This is a genomic window from Knoellia tibetensis (genome assembly GCF_048606415.1).
In the GTDB taxonomy this organism is placed as follows: Bacteria; Actinomycetota; Actinomycetes; order Actinomycetales; family Dermatophilaceae; genus Knoellia; species Knoellia tibetensis.
The window spans coordinates 1,498,448-1,512,934 of sequence record NZ_JBMBWF010000001.1 but is presented as its reverse complement, the minus strand read 5'-3'; the positions used below and the strand labels follow the sequence as shown (position 1 = coordinate 1,512,934).

At 72.5% G+C, this 14,487-nt stretch carries 12 protein-coding genes; 3 read left to right on the top strand and 9 right to left on the bottom strand.

Annotated elements, in window-relative coordinates:
* Positions 1 to 4: 4 nt before the first annotated feature.
* The 8 genes from ACOJV7_RS07225 to ACOJV7_RS07190 all read right to left on the bottom strand — a co-directional run bounded on the left by ACOJV7_RS07225 (position 5) and on the right by ACOJV7_RS07190 (position 9,720).
* The gene (locus tag ACOJV7_RS07225) at positions 5 to 1,462 is read right to left on the bottom strand and encodes a peptidoglycan D,D-transpeptidase FtsI family protein (RefSeq protein ID WP_420189456.1); all 1,458 of its coding nucleotides are present in this window, start codon (positions 1,460 to 1,462) and stop codon (positions 5 to 7) included.
* Entirely contained in the window at positions 1,459 to 2,841 is a 1,383-nt protein-coding gene (locus ACOJV7_RS07220; RefSeq protein ID WP_420189455.1) for an FtsW/RodA/SpoVE family cell cycle protein, read from the bottom strand. Before ACOJV7_RS07220 ends, ACOJV7_RS07225 begins: the two co-directional genes overlap by 4 nt.
* Complete coding sequence (locus tag ACOJV7_RS07215) at positions 2,838 to 4,238, bottom strand: PP2C family protein-serine/threonine phosphatase (protein WP_420189454.1); 1,401 nt, start codon at positions 4,236 to 4,238, stop codon at positions 2,838 to 2,840. The genes ACOJV7_RS07220 and ACOJV7_RS07215 overlap by 4 nt, the downstream gene beginning before the upstream one ends.
* 2 nt (positions 4,239 to 4,240) lie before the next feature.
* Positions 4,241 to 4,768, bottom strand: coding sequence for an FHA domain-containing protein FhaB/FipA (locus tag ACOJV7_RS07210; protein ID WP_420189453.1), 528 nt, complete (start codon positions 4,766 to 4,768; stop codon positions 4,241 to 4,243).
* A gap of 13 nt (positions 4,769 to 4,781) precedes the next feature.
* Positions 4,782 to 5,696, bottom strand: coding sequence for an FhaA domain-containing protein (locus ACOJV7_RS07205; RefSeq protein ID WP_420189452.1), 915 nt, complete (start codon positions 5,694 to 5,696; stop codon positions 4,782 to 4,784).
* Between the two features lie 187 nt (positions 5,697 to 5,883).
* Positions 5,884 to 6,489 carry a DoxX family protein gene (locus tag ACOJV7_RS07200; RefSeq protein WP_420189451.1) on the bottom strand — a complete coding sequence of 202 codons (606 nt, stop codon included), beginning with the start codon at positions 6,487 to 6,489 and terminating at the stop codon, positions 5,884 to 5,886.
* A gap of 104 nt (positions 6,490 to 6,593) precedes the next feature.
* The gene (locus ACOJV7_RS07195) at positions 6,594 to 9,095 is read right to left on the bottom strand and encodes a phosphoketolase family protein (protein WP_420189450.1); all 2,502 of its coding nucleotides are present in this window, start codon (positions 9,093 to 9,095) and stop codon (positions 6,594 to 6,596) included.
* 76 nt (positions 9,096 to 9,171) lie between these two features.
* Entirely contained in the window at positions 9,172 to 9,720 is a 549-nt protein-coding gene (locus ACOJV7_RS07190) for a DUF4188 domain-containing protein (RefSeq protein ID WP_420189449.1), read from the bottom strand.
* A 106-nt stretch (positions 9,721 to 9,826) separates the two neighbouring features.
* Between ACOJV7_RS07190 and ACOJV7_RS07185 the strand changes: the two genes are divergently transcribed.
* Genes ACOJV7_RS07185 through ACOJV7_RS07175 form a run of 3 tightly spaced genes read left to right on the top strand, consistent with a single transcriptional unit; the run spans position 9,827 to position 12,857 of the window.
* Positions 9,827 to 10,528: a MerR family transcriptional regulator gene (locus ACOJV7_RS07185; protein ID WP_420189448.1), complete on the top strand. Its 702-nt coding sequence runs from the start codon at positions 9,827 to 9,829 to the stop codon at positions 10,526 to 10,528.
* Entirely contained in the window at positions 10,525 to 11,616 is a 1,092-nt protein-coding gene (locus ACOJV7_RS07180; RefSeq protein WP_420189447.1) for an NYN domain-containing protein, read from the top strand. Before ACOJV7_RS07185 ends, ACOJV7_RS07180 begins: the two co-directional genes overlap by 4 nt.
* Positions 11,613 to 12,857, top strand: a complete 1,245-nt coding sequence (locus ACOJV7_RS07175) for a glycosyltransferase (RefSeq protein WP_420189446.1) — start codon at positions 11,613 to 11,615, stop codon at positions 12,855 to 12,857. The genes ACOJV7_RS07180 and ACOJV7_RS07175 overlap by 4 nt, the downstream gene beginning before the upstream one ends.
* Positions 12,858 to 12,869: 12 nt before the next feature.
* Here the strand turns inward: ACOJV7_RS07175 and ACOJV7_RS07170 are convergent, their stop codons facing one another.
* Positions 12,870 to 14,486: a 5-oxoprolinase subunit B/C family protein gene (locus tag ACOJV7_RS07170; protein ID WP_420189445.1), complete on the bottom strand. Its 1,617-nt coding sequence runs from the start codon at positions 14,484 to 14,486 to the stop codon at positions 12,870 to 12,872.
* Position 14,487: the final 1 nt, after the last annotated feature.

Sequence of the window (14,487 nt, the reverse complement as noted above, 5' to 3'; positions counted from 1 at the left end):
CCCGTCACCTCTTCAGCCCCGCCTCGATCATGGCCTTGGCGATGGGGCCGCCGACGGCGCCGCCTCCGCGGGCCTCGCTGTCGGGATCGCCGCCGTTCTCGACGACGACCGCGACGGCGATCTGGGGGTCGTTGGCCGGCGCGAACCCGGTGAACCAGGCGTGAGCACGCGAGACCCGGTCGGTCTCCGCGGTGCCGGTCTTGCCGGCGACGCGGACGCCGTCGACCTGCGCCGGCTTGCCGCTGCCGTCCTCGACGACGGCCTCCATCATCTCGGTCAGCTGGGCGGCGACCTCGGGGCTCACGGCCTGCGAGAGCTCCTCGGGCTCGGCGCGCTCGATGACGCTGAGGTCGCTCGAGAGCACCGAGCGGACGAGGTGCGGCTTCATGACAATGCCACGGTTGGCGACGCCGGCGCTGAACATCGCGACCTGGAGCGGGGTGACGCGCACGTCGTACTGGCCGACGGCCGACTGCGCGAGCTGCGGCGGGTTGAGCTCGGCGGGGACCGAGCTCGGCGTCACCCGCATCGGGACCGAGAGCTGGTCTCCCACACCGAACTTCGCGGCCTGGTCACGCAGGGCGTCGGCGCCGAGCTCGAGCCCGAGGTGACCGAACGCGCTGTTGCACGAGATCTCCATGGCGTGCAGGAACGTCGTCTTGTCGTCGGGGCCGCACGAGCGGTCGCCGAAGTTGGGCAGGCCGACGGTCGTCTGCGGCAGGTCGAGCTCGGCCGGTCCGGGGAGCACCGTGTCCGGCGCGAAGCGGCCGCTCGAGAGCGCCGCGGCCGCCGTGACGATCTTGAAGGTCGAGCCGGGCGGGTAGAGGTCGCCGCCGATGGTCCGGTTGACGAGCGGCTTGTCGGCGTCGCCGTTGAGCTTCTTGTAGGCCGCGTCGACCTGGGTGAGGTCGTGCGACGACAGGGGGGACGGATCGTAGGTCGGGTTGCTCACCATGGCGAGGATCTCGCCGGTCGACGGGTTGACCGCGACCGCGGCGCCCTTGCGCCCGTCGAGGGCCTTGATCGCCGCCTGCTGCACCGCCGAGTCGATGGTGAGCTCGAGACTGGCGCCTGCCGTCTTGCGGCCGGTGAAGAAGTCCGAGACCCGTCGAAAGGCGAGCTTGTCGCTGCTCCCCGAGAGGAGCCCGTTCTCGGCCTGCTCGAGACCGCCGCCCGCGCCGTAGAAGGAGTAGTAGCCGGTGATGTGCGCGTATGCCGTCTTGCCGGGGTAGGTGCGCAGCCACTTGTACTCGTCGTCGACCGGGACCGACTTCGCGATGGCGGTGTCGCCGACGAGGATCTGGCCGCGCTCGCGGGCATAGGTGCTGAGCAGCGTGCGCCGGTTGTCGGGGCGGGCGTTGAGGTCCTTGGCCCAGACGAACTGGATGAGCGTCGTCGACACGAGCAGCGAGGCGAAGAGCAGCGCGACGACGAAGGAGAGGCGGCGGATCGGCTGGTTCATCGCACCTTCACCACCTGGGTCTGCTCGCTGGCCACGGGGTTGGGGGCCGCCGGGTCGGGGACCGGTCGGCGCGCGTGGTCGCTGATGCGCAGGAGCAGCGCGACGAGCGTCCAGTTGGCGAGGAGCGAGGAGCCACCCTGCGAGAGGAACGGCATCGTCAGACCGGTGAGCGGGATGACCCGGGTGACGCCGCCGACGACCACGAAGCACTGGAGGGCGACCGAGAAGGCCAGACCGGCGGCGAGCAGCTTGCCGAAGCCGTCGCGGGCGCCGATGGCGGTGCGCAGGCCGCGCTCGACGAGGAGGACGTAGAGCAGGAGCAGCGCGAAGAGACCGATGAGCCCGATCTCCTCGCCGAAGCTCGGGATGATGAAGTCGCTCTCCGCGAAGTAGGTGAGCTCAGGGCGTCCGCGGCCGAGGCCGGTGCCGAGCATGCCGCCGGATGCCATGCCCATGAGGCCCCGGGCGAGCTGGTCGGAGGTGTCGAGCGCCTCGCGGCTGAACGTGTCGAGCCAGAGCAGCACGCGCCGCTGCACGTGCGAGAAGAGGAGGTTTGCGACCCAGCAGCCGACGCCGAAGAGGAGCAGGCCGATGGCGACCCACGACGTGCGCTCGGTGGCGATGTAGAGCATCGCGACGAAGAGGCCGAAGAAGAGGAGGGAGGAGCCGAGGTCCTTCTCGAGGACGAGCACGCCGACCGAGAGCATCCAGGCGACGAGGATCGGGCCGAGGTCGCGTGCCCGCGGCAGGGTGAGCCCGAGGATCCGCCGGCCGGCGACGGAGAGGGCGTCGCGGGTCTGCACGAGGTAGCCGGCGAAGAAGACGGCGAGGACGATCTTGGCGATCTCACCGGGCTGGAACGAGAACGGCCCGACGGCGATCCAGATCCGCGAGCCGTAGTTCTCCACACCCAGCCCGGGCACGAGCGGCAGGAGCAGGAGCCCGAAGCCGATCGCGCCGGCGAGGTAGGTGTAGCGGCGCAGGATGCGGTGGTCGCGAAGGATGATGAGCGCCGCGATCGCGAGCCCGGCGGCGAGGGCACTCCACATGAGCTGGCGCAGCGCCATGCCCTCGGCGAGGCTGCGGTCGTTGGCGAGGTCGAGCCGGTTGATCATGACGAGGCCGAGCCCGTTGAGGAGCGTGGCGATCGGCAGGATGAGCGGGTCGGCATAGGGCGCGCGCAGCCGCATCGTGATGTGGAACGCGGCCGTGATGACGAGGAAGCCGGTGCCGACGGCGACGAGGCTCGGCGGCACGGCGCCCTCGACCGCGACGCCGACGTTGATGTAGGCGAGCGCGACGATGGCGACCGCGAAGACGAGGAGCCCGAGCTCGACGTTGCGGCCCTTGCGGGACGAGAGTGCGGAGACGGTGGTCATGCGTTGGGGCTGACGCTCGGTCCCGGCGACCCGGGAACGGGGGCGCTGGGCGACGGGGCCGCTCCGGGCACGCTCGCCGAGGGGGTCGGCGTCGGGGTGGGGGTGGGCGTCGGTGTCGGCGTCGGCGTCGTCCAGGTGGACGGGACGGTCGCGCAGTCGCGGCCCTGCGACTTCGCGTAGCGGCACGCCCCGGCCTGCACCTCGAGGTTGCGGACGAGGGCGGCGGCGTCGGAGCGGGTCTTCATCGAGATGCCGCGCGAGAGCTGGCCGCGGTAGAAGTCGGGCAGGTCCTCGACGGCGATGCCGCTCATCGTCTCGGGGCTCGACAGGCTGATCGGCCCGATGGTCTGGTCGACGCCCTTGAAGACGGTGACCCGTCCCTCGCTGACGCCGACGTAGAACTGCGCCTGTGTCCACGCGTAGGCGGCGTAGCCACCGCCGACGAGGAGCACGAGCGCGAGCACCGTGGCGCCGAGGCCGCGCAGGAGTGTGGCCGTGCGGGAGCGGGGTCCCTCGTCGGCGAGGTGGAGGTCCTCGTCGGGCGTGCCGCTGGCCTCCTGCGACAGTGCGGCGGCCTTCTCGGCGGGGGTCACCGGGATGGGCCGGGTGTGGCGCCGGATCGCGGCGGCGGCCCCGACGACCTGGGGCGAGTCGCTCGGCACCGGGCCCTTGGTGAGGTCGACGACGTCGCCGACGACGACGGTGACGTTGTCGGGGGCACCGGCACGCAGCGCGAGCTGCACGAGGCGCTCGGCGCACTCTCCGGGACGGCTCTCGGTGGTGAGGACCTCGTCGATGGTGTCGCGCGCGACGTAGTCGGAGAGGCCGTCGGAGCAGATGAGGTAGCGCTCGCCCACGACGGCCCGGCGCACGACGACGTCGGGCTCCTCGCCCTCGGCGCCGGTGAGGACCCGGGTGACGAGCGAGCGCTGCGGGTGGGTCGACGCCTCCTCGGCGGTGATCCGGCCCTCGTCGACGAGCGACTGGACGAAGCTGTGGTCCTTGGTGATCTGGCTGACCTGGCCGTCGCGCACGACGAACGCCCGCGAGTCGCCGATGTGGGCGAGGACGAGCTTGTCGCGAGCCCGCAGGATGGCGATGAGGGTCGTGCCCATGCCCTCGAGGTCGGGGTCGTCCTGCGCCATCTGGCCGAGGGCGGCGTTGGCCGCGGTGATCCGGCGCAGCAGCGCCTGGGTCGCGTCGGTGCCCGAGAACGACTCGCCGTCGAGCGGGACGAGCGCGCCGAGGACGGCTGACGAGGCGACGTCGCCACCGGCGTGGCCGCCCATGCCGTCGGCCATCGCGAGGAGGTGCGGGCCGGCATACCCGCTGTCCTCGTTGTTGGTCCGCACCATCCCGACGTCGGAGCGGGCGGCGAAGTGGAACGCGATCGCCACGGCTACCTCCGCAGCTCGACGACGGTCGTCCCGAACCGGATCTCGGTGCCGGCCGTCACCGGTGTGGCGGTCGTGAGGCGCTGGGGGCCGATGAACGTGCCGTTGGTCGAGCCGAGGTCCTCGACGACCCAGCCGTCGGGGCCCTTGAAGATGCGGGCGTGGCGCCCGGAGGCGAAGTCGTCCTCGAGGACGAGCGCGGACTCGGGGCTGCGGCCGATGAGGATGCCGGCCTCGCGCAGCGGCAGGCTCGTGCCGGCGAGCGGGCCGCTCATGACACGCAGGTGGTTGGGCTCGCGGCTGGCGGGGCGGGCGTTGAAGCGCCGGCCGACGGGACGCTGCTCGGCCGGGACGGACGCGGCGCTGCCACGGGCCGCCGGACGCGGGGTGTTGCCACGCGGCGGGGACGCGCGTCGCTGGGTGACCTGGGTGCCGTAGAGGTCGCCGCGCAGGACTCCGACGACGGCGATGACGAACGCCCAGAGCGCGACGAGCAGCCCGAGGCGCATGACGGTGATGGTGAGCTCGCTCATGTCGGTCCTGCGCTCACTTGCGCCCGGCGCGGTAGGTGACGGACGTGCGACCCACGGTGATGCGGTCGCCGGACTCGAGGTGCTCACTTGTGACGGGCCCGCCGTTGACGAAGGTGCCGTTGGTCGAGCCGAGGTCGCGGATCGTCGCGACCGTGTTGGGGCCGTCCTGCGTCACCCGGATCTCGCTGTGGCGGCGGGAGATCCCGGGGTCGTCGAGGGTGATGTCGGCGCTGTCGTCGCGGCCGAGGACGGTGATCGCGCCCATGAGGGGGTAGCGCTCGCCGTCGACGTCGAGCCAGGGCCGGTCGGCCGGGTTGGTCCGGCGCGGCTTGCTCGGCGGCTTCGCCGGTTGGTATGCCGCGGTCTCGCCGAGCCCGTCGGCCTCCGGTGCCGCGTACCTCGGGTCGGGGCGACGCGGGGGCGGGACCGACCCGGCTGCGGCGCCGGCCGCAGCGGCACCCGCGCCGGCAGCGGCGGGTGGGCGGCCGGCATACGGGTCGGCTCGTCGCGCGCGGGGCACGGGCTGGTGCTGACCGGTCATGCCGGTGGCGCGCGGTCGCTTCGCGGTGCTCGGGCGGACGCGGAAGACGCCCGTCTCGAGGTCGGCGTCCTCGTCGAAGTGGATGTCGATGGGGCCGCCGGGCTGGTAGTGCTGGCTGTCGGCGTGCTCCTCGGCGGCGGCGACGAGCTCGTTCTCGAGCTCGACACCGTGGTCGGTGAGGCGCTCGAAGTCGGTCTCGCTCAGCTCGACCGTGAAGACGTTGGGGACGAGGCTGCGGCCGGACCCGGCGGTCGCGGCACGGTCGTCCATCGCCCGACGGATCGCGCTCGCGATCTCGACGGGCTGGACCTCGGAGCGGAAGGCCTTGGCGAAGACGCCGTTGACGGCGCGCTCGAGCTTGCCCTCCATGCGGTCGAACAGGCCCATGGGCGCACCTCCTGGCGTGACGTCGACGTGCTGGTTGCCGTAGCGATGCTACTTGCCGGGTCTGTGGTGACTGGTGAGGCGTGCGTGGGCGATGTGTGGAGATGCGTGTGCGGGGACCGGAGCAGGGGTGGGCCGGGACATGGAGAGGCCGCCGCACCGGAGGGGATGCGGCGGCCGGTCCGGGTCGTCAGCGGAGGATGCTGTCCTCGCCGACGATCCTGCTCCACCAGCGACCGAGTCCGAGCTTGTCGCCGCTGAAGGTGTAGGCGAGGACGATGAGCGCCAGCGCCTCGATCCAGTGGCTGTCGAAGATCGGGTTGGTGAAGCCTTCGCCGTCGCGCCCGATGGGGAGCTCGGCGAGGTACATGAGGGCCATGAGGAGCGTGCCCGACCAGGCGGCGATCTTCATGCCGGCCCCGAGGAGGACGGCGACGCCGATGCCGAGGAGGCCACCCATGAAGAGGTAGTCCCAGAAGCCTCCGGCGAAGTTGGCGAAGAAGTCACCGAACGGGCCCTCGACGACGGCGGGGTTCTTGGTGAGGAACCCGGTGGTCGGCGAGCCTCCGTTGACCCAGGCGTTCTCGGCCGGCGTGCCGTAGCCGAGGCCGAAGAGCTTGTCGAGGAACGGCCACAGGAAGGTGAAGCCGAGGACGAACCGTAGGGCCACGAGCGCCCAGCGGGCGACGGGGTTGCCGACGACCTCCTCCAGGTGGGCGCCCTCGCGGACGTCGAGGTCGTGGGTGCGGGTCGTGTCGTGGGCCCGGACCGCCTCGTGGTGCTTGGTGGTGGCCATGGTGTCTACCTCCAGTTGGTAGGTGGTCCGGTGGGGCTCTCCCTCCGGTACCTCCGACGCTAGAAGCAGCGGTTCACGGGCAGATGGGGCTTAGGTCCTGAGTTCTAGTCGTTGTCGCCGCCGGTCATCTGGGTGGCGTTGGGGCCGCCCTGCTCGGTGCCGGTCTCGCCGACGTCGGCCCACACCCAGTCGCGCACCTCCGGCAGGTCCTCGCCGTAGGTGGTGGCGTGCGCCCGCGCCTCGAAGCGCTTGTCCTGCATCCGCTGCCGCAGCCCGGCCGCCCTCGGCCCGAGCCCGGGGGCGCGGTCGATGACGTCGATGACGAGGTGGAAGCGGTCGAGGTCGTTGAGCATGACCATGTCGAAGGGCGTCGTCGTCGTGCCCTCCTCCTTGTAGCCGCGCACGTGGAGGTTCTCGTGGCCGGTGCGGCGGTAGGTGAGGCGGTGGATGAGCCACGGGTAGCCGTGGTAGGCGAAGATCACCGGCTTGTCCGGCGTGAAGATCGTGTCGAAGTCGCGGTGGCTCAGCCCGTGCGGGTGCTCGGTCTCGTCCTGGAGCCGCATGAGGTCGACGACGTTGACCACGCGCACCTTGAGCTCGGGCAGGTGGGTGCGCAGCAGCTGGGCCGCCGCCATGACCTCGACCGTCGGCACGTCACCGGCGCACGCGAGGACGACGTCGCACTCCCCGCCCGGCCCCTCGGACCCGGCCCAGTCCCACACGCCGAGGCCGCGCGTGCAGTGGTGGATCGCCTCCTGCATCGTCAGCCACGTCGGCCCGGGCTGCTTGCCGGCGACGACGACGTTGACGCACTGGTCGGTGCGCAGGAGGTGGTCCCACGTCGACAGCAGCGTGTTGGCGTCCGGCGGCAGGTAGACCCGGATGATGTCGGCCTTCTTGTTGACGACGTGGTCGATGAAGCCGGGGTCCTGGTGGCTGAAGCCGTTGTGGTCCTGCCGCCAGACGTGCGAGCTCAGCAGGTAGTTGAGCGAGGCGATGGGGCGGCGCCACTCGATGGAGTTCGTGACCTTGAGCCACTTGGCGTGCTGGTTGAACATCGAGTCGACGATGTGGATGAACGCCTCGTAGCTGCTCATCATCCCGTGGCGCCCGGTGAGCAGGTAGCCCTCGAGCCAGCCCTGGCACTGGTGCTCGCTGAGCATCTCGAGGACCTTGCCCACCTTGCGCATCGGGTCGGCCTCGTCGAACGGCTCGTATGCCGCGTTCCACTGCTTCGCGGTGACGTCGAAGACCCCGCCCAACCGGTTCGAGGCGGTCTCGTCGGGGCCGAAGATCCGGAAGTTCTCCGGGTTCGCCTCCATGACGGACGCGAACCACGTGCCGAGGACCCGGGTGGCCTCGGCGACGGCGGCGCCCCGGGCCGCGGGGTCGACCTCGACGGCGAAGTCGCGGAAGTCGGGCAGCCGCAGCGGCACCTTGAGCAGGCCGCCGTTCGCGTGGGGGTTCGCGCCCATCCGCAACGGACCCACGGGGGCGAGCTGCGCAATGTCCTCGTGGAGCCGCCCGGCCTCGTCGAAGAGCTCGTCGGCGGCATACGACCCCAGCCAGTCCTCGAGGTCCTTGAGGTGCTCGTCGGTGTCGCGCGCGCTGGCGAGCGGTACCTGATGGCTGCGCCAGTGACCCTCGGTCGGCTTGCCGTCGATCTGCTTGGGCCCGGTCCAGCCCTTGGGGTGCTCGAAGACGATCATCGGCCAGCGGGGCCGCTCGACCTCGTCGGCTCCCGCGATCGCGGCCTTCGCCTTGATGGCGGCGATCTCGTCGAGGACCTCGTCGAGCAGCTCGGCGAAGCGCCGGTGGTAGCTCTCGGGCGCCTCGTCGTCGAACCCGGCCTTGAAGAAGAACGGCCTGTGGCCGTAGCCGACCATGAGCGACTCGAGCTCGTCGTGTCCGATGCGGGCGAGGACGGTCGGGTTGGCGATCTTGTAGCCGTTGAGGTGGAGGACGGGCAGGACGACGCCGTCCGTGGCCGGGTTGGCGAACTTGTTGGCGTGCCAGCTTGTCGCGAGCGGCCCGGTCTCGGCCTCGCCGTCACCGACGACAGCGAAGACGAGCAGGTCGGGGTTGTCGAGCGCGGCCCCGTAGGCGTGCGAGAGCGCGTAGCCGAGCTCGCCACCCTCGTGGATCGACCCGGGGGTCTCGGGGGCGACGTGCGAGGGGATGCCGCCCGGGAAGCTGAACTGCTTGAAGAGCCGCTGTAGGCCGGGCTCGTCCTCGGTGATGTCGTGGTAGGTCTCGGAGTACGTGCCCTCGAGGTAGGTGTTGGCGACGAGCCCGGGCCCGCCGTGGCCGGGGCCGGTGATGTAGATCGTCGACTGCTTCCGCTCGTCGATGGCCCGGTTGAGGTGGGCGTAGAGGAAGTTGAGGCCGGGGGTCGTGCCCCAGTGACCGAGGAGCCTGGGCTTGACGTGGTCCTTGTGGAGCGGCTTGCGCAGCAGCGGGTTGTCGAGCAGGTAGATCTGGCCGACGGAGAGGTAGTTGGCCGCGCGCCACCACCGGTGGATGCGGCCGAGGGTGGCGTCGTCGAGCGACTCGGCACCGGCGTCGGATCGGGTCTGCCAGGGCGTGCCGAGGGCAGGGGTCGTCATCGCGTGGGTCCTCTCGGAGGGCGGATCTCGACTGCCCTCCTCACCCTAGTGACGCCGTGCGGCGCTCGCCGGTGGTTCAGCCGTCAGCAACGGTGCTGCCGAGACGCTCCCTCGCGGCACGGCCCCTGCGGGTCACGGGGACCGTGCCGGTGATCGCGCCCAGGCCCACGGCGGCCCCGTTGCCGTAAATCGTCTCCACGGAACCGGCGGGGACGGCATACGTCTCGTGCCAGATGCCGACCGCGCCGGGCGAGCGCCGCGCGGCGGTGTTGAACGCTCGCCACGCCGGGAGGTGCGCCCGGTCGGCGAGGCGTGCGTAGGCGTAGAGCTGTTCGGTGCTGCGCCACCACTGCACGACCCAGGGCCCGCGGCCGCTCAGGAGCGTGCGCGCACCGAGGAAGCCGAGATCCTCCTCGTCGCCCCGGGCGGCGGCGGCCTTGTTGCGCTCGAGCTCGGCGAGCATCTTCGGCATCGCGGCGGCGACCGGCAGCCAGAGGTCGGGGCGGTGCGGTTTGCGGATCGTCATGCCGATGTGGAAGACGACGAGGTCGCCCTCCCACGCGTGTGTCGTGTGGGTGACGCGGGCGTCGGTGGCCGCCTCGGTCGGGGTGGTCTCGGCGGTCATGGGGTCCTCCGGGGTTGTTGGATAGTGGCGCTATCCCGTCTGTCGACAAGTTTGGAGAGGTCTACTATCCAAAGTCAAGACCCGAACGTCCACGAGGAGGTATGCCGTGCGGCTCGCCGAGCTGTCGACCGAGACCGGCGTCTCGGTCGCCACGCTGAAGTACTACCTGCGCGAGGGGCTGCTGCACCCCGGCCGGGCACTGTCGCGGACCTCGGCCGACTACGACGAGGGTCATGTCGAGCGGGTCCGGCTCGTGCGGGCGCTGAGCGAGGTGGGTGGGCTGTCACTCGCGCGGATCCGGCGGGTGCTCGAGGTCATCACCGACCCGGGCACCGACCGGCTGCACGTCCTCGAGGCGGCGCAGCGCACTCTCGCTCCCGAAGGTGCGGTCCCGTGTGACGACCCGGGCGCGGGTGGCTCGGACGGCGCCCACGAGGACGCGTCCCGCGAGCGGGTCCTCGCCTGGGTCGAGCGCCACGGCTGGCAGGTCGACCCACACGACCCCTTCGTCGACGAGCTCGCCCGCGCCTGGGAGGCCTGCGACCACGCGGCCCTGGGCCTCGACGAGGAGCGGATGGACCGCTACGCCGACCACGTCGAGGGCGTCGCCGAGGTGGACGTGCGCAGCGTCCCCGCCGACCCGGTGCGCGCCGTGCGGCACGTCGTCCTCGGCACCGTCCTCGTCGACCCGGTCCTCGTGGCGCTGCGGCGCCTCGCTCAGCAGCACGTGTCGCGCGGGCTCCAGGGCTCGGCCGGGAGTGGCGCCGAGGCCGCGACCGACGATCCGGATGGGAGGGTGTCGTCATGAGCTCCTGGTGCGCGGTCTACGTCGACGTCGGCTACCTCCTCGCCTCCGCCGCGACGCGCGTCACGGGATCGTCGCTGCGCAGCGGCATCGAGGTCGACTACCCCGGCCTCGTGAGCCGGCTCATCGACCAGGTCGAGGCGGACTCGGGGCTGTCGGTGCTGCGCGTCAACTGGTACGACTCCGGCTCGCGCCCGGGCGGCCAGCCCGACCACCACCAGGACCAGATCGGCCTCCTGCCCAAGGTCAAGCTCCGTCTCGGGCGGCTCTCTTACGCCGGCGAGCAGAAGGGCGTCGACGTCCGGCTCGGGCTCGACCTCGCCCTGCACGGCCGCGCTCGCGTCGCCGACGTCGTCTACCTCGTCTCCGGGGACGACGACCTCACCGAGGCCGTCGAGGAGGCCCAGGGCGCCGGCGTCCAGGTGCGCCTGCTCTCCGTGCCCGGGGTCAACGGCACGTCGCACGCGGTCTCCAAGCACCTGCGCCGGGCCGTCGACGACGAGCTTCTCGTCGCCACCGAGACCGTCGACACCTGTGTGCGTTCGCGGGCGCTGGCCCCCGGTCTCGTGGCCGGCCTCGGCGAGGAGGACGCCGTCGCCGACGAGCTCGGCGCGCCCGCCGACGACGCCACGGACGAGGTGACCGACGGTGCGGTCGCTGGTGCCCCCGAGGTCGGTGCCGCTTCCACCGATGACATGGCCGACGGTGGCGAGCGAGACGCGAGCGAGCCTGTGCCGCAAGCGGAACCGGCCGGCATGCCGATGCCGTCGCCGGCCGTGCTGGGACGCAAGCGGGCGAGCGAGGTCGTGCTCCCGGAGCCCCTCACCGCGACGACCGGGCCGGGCACCGAGGCGGGACCGGGCCTCTGGGACGCCGTCGCGTATGCCGTCGTGTCGTCGTGGTGCCGCACCGCGACGCCCGCGTCGCTCGCCGAGCTGCGGGCCGCGCAGCCGACCGTCCCCGGCGAGCTCGACCGGGCGCTGCTGCTCGACCTGTCGAGCCGGTCGGTTGCCTACGACATCGACGACGCGGCGAGACACGGTGTGCGAGAGCGCTTCTGGCATCACGTGGGGCGGATCCGCCTCACGTGAGGGTCAACATCCTCGCGGCCGGTTCGCGGGGTGACGTCCAGCCGATGGTCGCCCTCGGCGTCGGTCTGCAGCGCGCCGGCCACGAGGTGACGGTGTGCGCCGGCGACGACTTCGAGCCGCTCGTGACCTCGCACGGTGTGGGCTTCGCCCCCGCGGGGGTCCGGATCGAGGAGCTCATCGCGTCGCCGCTCGGCGTCGCCTGGCTCGGCGAGTCGAGCCGGAGCCCGTGGCACGAGCTGGTGGCGCTGCGCCGCTTCGTCCGCTCGACCGTGAAGGAGTATGCCGGTGCGTGGCTTCCGCTCGTCGGCTCGGCGGACCTGTGGGTCAGCGGGATGCTCACCGTCCACGCGGCGGACGCGCTGATTTCCGTCGGTGGCGGTCGGCACGTGACGACCGAGTTCGCTCCCGTGCGCCCGACGCGCGAGGGGACGGCGGGGCTCCAGCCGGTGCTGCCACGACGGTCCTCGGTGCTCAATCTTCCTGCGGGACACGTGCTCCGGGCGACGGTCGCGTCGGTGTTCGCCCCGCCCGGCGACCAGGTGCGCCGTGAGCTCGGCCTCGCCCCCACCGGCGCGCGCGGCATGCTCGACGCGATGCGCCGGACACCGGCCCTGCTCGCCGCGTCGCCGCTCGTCGTGCCGCCCGCCCCGGACTGGCACGGCGACCCGGAGGTGACGGGCTACTGGTTCCTCGACGACGACCCTGGCTTCGTGCCGGACGACGCGCTGGCGAGCTGGGTCGGCGAGGGCAGGCGGACGGCATACGTGGGGTTCGGGTCGATGTCGACGAGCGAGGCGCGGCACCTGGGCGAGCTCGTCGCGGCCGCGGCCCGCGCGGCCCGGGTTCGAGTCGTGCTGCACTCCGGCTCGGCGGGTCTGGCGGCGCACGACGACGCGTGGGTGCACGCCGTCGGAAGCGTGCCCCATGGGTGGCTGCTCCCCCGGATGGCCGGGGTCGTGCACCACGGTGGCGCGGGGACGACGGCTGCTGCCTTGCGGGCCGGCGTGCCGCAGGCGGTCGTGGCGCACATCGGCGACCAGCCCTACTGGGGCCGGCGGGTGTGGGAGCTCGGCGTCGCGGCCCGGCCGGTGCGCCGGCACCAGCTGTCGGTCGGGTGGCTCACCGAGGTGCTGCGCGGGTTCGCGCGTGGGGAGTCGGCGTGGCGAGCGGCCTTGGTGGGAGCGGCGATCCGCGCCGAGGACGGCGTCGGTCGAGCCGTCGAGGCGCTCACCCGCACCTGAGGGCCAGTCCGCTCAGCGCCAGCGGAAGCGCACGTCCTGACCGGGCTGGAGCTGGGCAGCGCGGTCGACCGAGGCCGCGCGGACGACACCGATGACGGGATAGCCGCCGGTGACCGGGTGGTCGTTGAGGAGGACGACCGGCCGGCCGTTCGGCGGCACCTGGATGGCACCACGCACCATGCCTTCGCTCGGCAGCTCGGTGTCGCGTCGCTCGGGGCGTCTCGTGAGGGGGTCGCCGTCGAGCCGCACGCCCTTGCGGTCGCTGTGCGACGACACGGTCCACGTCGTGCGGGCGAGCTGATCGGGGTCGGCGAACCAGTCGCCCCGCGGTCCGGGGACGACGTCGAGCTCGACCGTTCCCGATGGCGGCGCGGGCACGGCGGCGGCGTCGAGGACGGGGAAGCCCGTGGTGCTCGACCCGATGGCGAGCACCTGCCCGGTGCGCAGTGGCGGCGGGCCGAGGCCCGACATCGTGTCGCTCGACGCGGACCCGAGGAGGGGCGGCACGTCGAGACAGCCGCGCACGCAGACATAGGTCCGCAGACCCGTGGACGGCGCGCCGAGCGAGAGCTCCTGACCGTCCCTGACCTCGACGAGCGCGGCATGGCCGACCGGCCGTCCGTCCAGGAGGGCCGGCGCGTGCGCGCCGGTGAGGCAGACGAGGAGGTCGCCGTGCGCCCGCAGCCGCAGGCCACCGAGGGTCACCTCGAGGGCGGGGGCGCCGGCGACGTTGCCGAGCAGCCGGTTGCCGAGGAGGAAGGCGCCGACGTCGGCGACCCCCGCCCGCCCGACACCGACGGCGGCGTGCCCGACCCGCCCCAGGTCCTCGACGAGGGTGAGCGGTCCGGGGTCGAGGACCTCGAGCGCGCGGGCTCGCGCCGGCTGCTCAGGCAGGGCGTCGTGACGCCGTGCACCGCTGCGCTGGTCCGCAGCAGTGCTGTGGGGCTGGGCAATGCTGGGGTGTGGCGCAGCAGTGCACACCGCTGACGCCTGGGTGAAGCGGACCGTCGTCCCGGGCGTGAGCAGGGCGGGTGGGTCGCGCTCGGGGTCCCAGAGGACGAGGTCGGTCGTGCCGACGAGCTGCCAGCCGCCGGGTGACTCGCGGGGATAGATGCCGGTGAACTCGCCGGCGAGCGCGACCGCCCCGGCGGGGACACGCGTGCGCGGCTCGGCCCGGCGCGGCACGACGAGGCGTGGGTCGCCGCCGACGAGGTAGGCGAACCCGGGAGCGAAGCCGCCGAAGGCCACCCGCCACTCGCGGCCGGTGTGCGCGGCGACGACCTCGTCGCGCGAGAGCCCGGTGTGCGCGGCGACCTCGTCGAGGTCGGGCCCGTCGTAGCGGACCGGCACCTCGACCACCGCGGACGACTCCGGTGCGACGGTGCCGTCCACTCCGCCGGCGGCACGGCGGATTGCGGTGGAGAGGGCAGCGAGGTCGGTCGTGGGTCGGGCGACCACGAGCACCGTGCGTGCCGCGGGCACCACGTCGTCGACCTCGGCCCACACGCCCTGTCCGGCCTCAACGAGCGGACGCAGCACGGACTCGAGAGCGAGCACCGCGTCGAGGTCGTCGGTCTCGACGAGCCAGGCCGACTCGCCCATGGGCAGCAGGCGGACGGCGACGGGCACG

Coding starts and splice junctions, on each gene's coding strand:
- ACOJV7_RS07220 (WP_420189455.1), bottom strand. CDS start 2,841: ATGACCACCGTCTCCGCACTCTCGTCCCGCAAGGGCCGCAACGTCGAG.
- ACOJV7_RS07195 (WP_420189450.1), bottom strand. CDS start 9,095: ATGACGACCCCTGCCCTCGGCACGCCCTGGCAGACCCGATCCGACGCC.
- ACOJV7_RS07190 (WP_420189449.1), bottom strand. CDS start 9,720: ATGACCGCCGAGACCACCCCGACCGAGGCGGCCACCGACGCCCGCGTC.
- ACOJV7_RS07200 (WP_420189451.1), bottom strand. CDS start 6,489: ATGGCCACCACCAAGCACCACGAGGCGGTCCGGGCCCACGACACGACC.
- ACOJV7_RS07210 (WP_420189453.1), bottom strand. CDS start 4,768: ATGAGCGAGCTCACCATCACCGTCATGCGCCTCGGGCTGCTCGTCGCG.
- ACOJV7_RS07225 (WP_420189456.1), bottom strand. CDS start 1,462: ATGAACCAGCCGATCCGCCGCCTCTCCTTCGTCGTCGCGCTGCTCTTC.
- ACOJV7_RS07180 (WP_420189447.1), top strand. CDS start 10,525: ATGAGCTCCTGGTGCGCGGTCTACGTCGACGTCGGCTACCTCCTCGCC.
- ACOJV7_RS07205 (WP_420189452.1), bottom strand. CDS start 5,696: ATGGGCCTGTTCGACCGCATGGAGGGCAAGCTCGAGCGCGCCGTCAAC.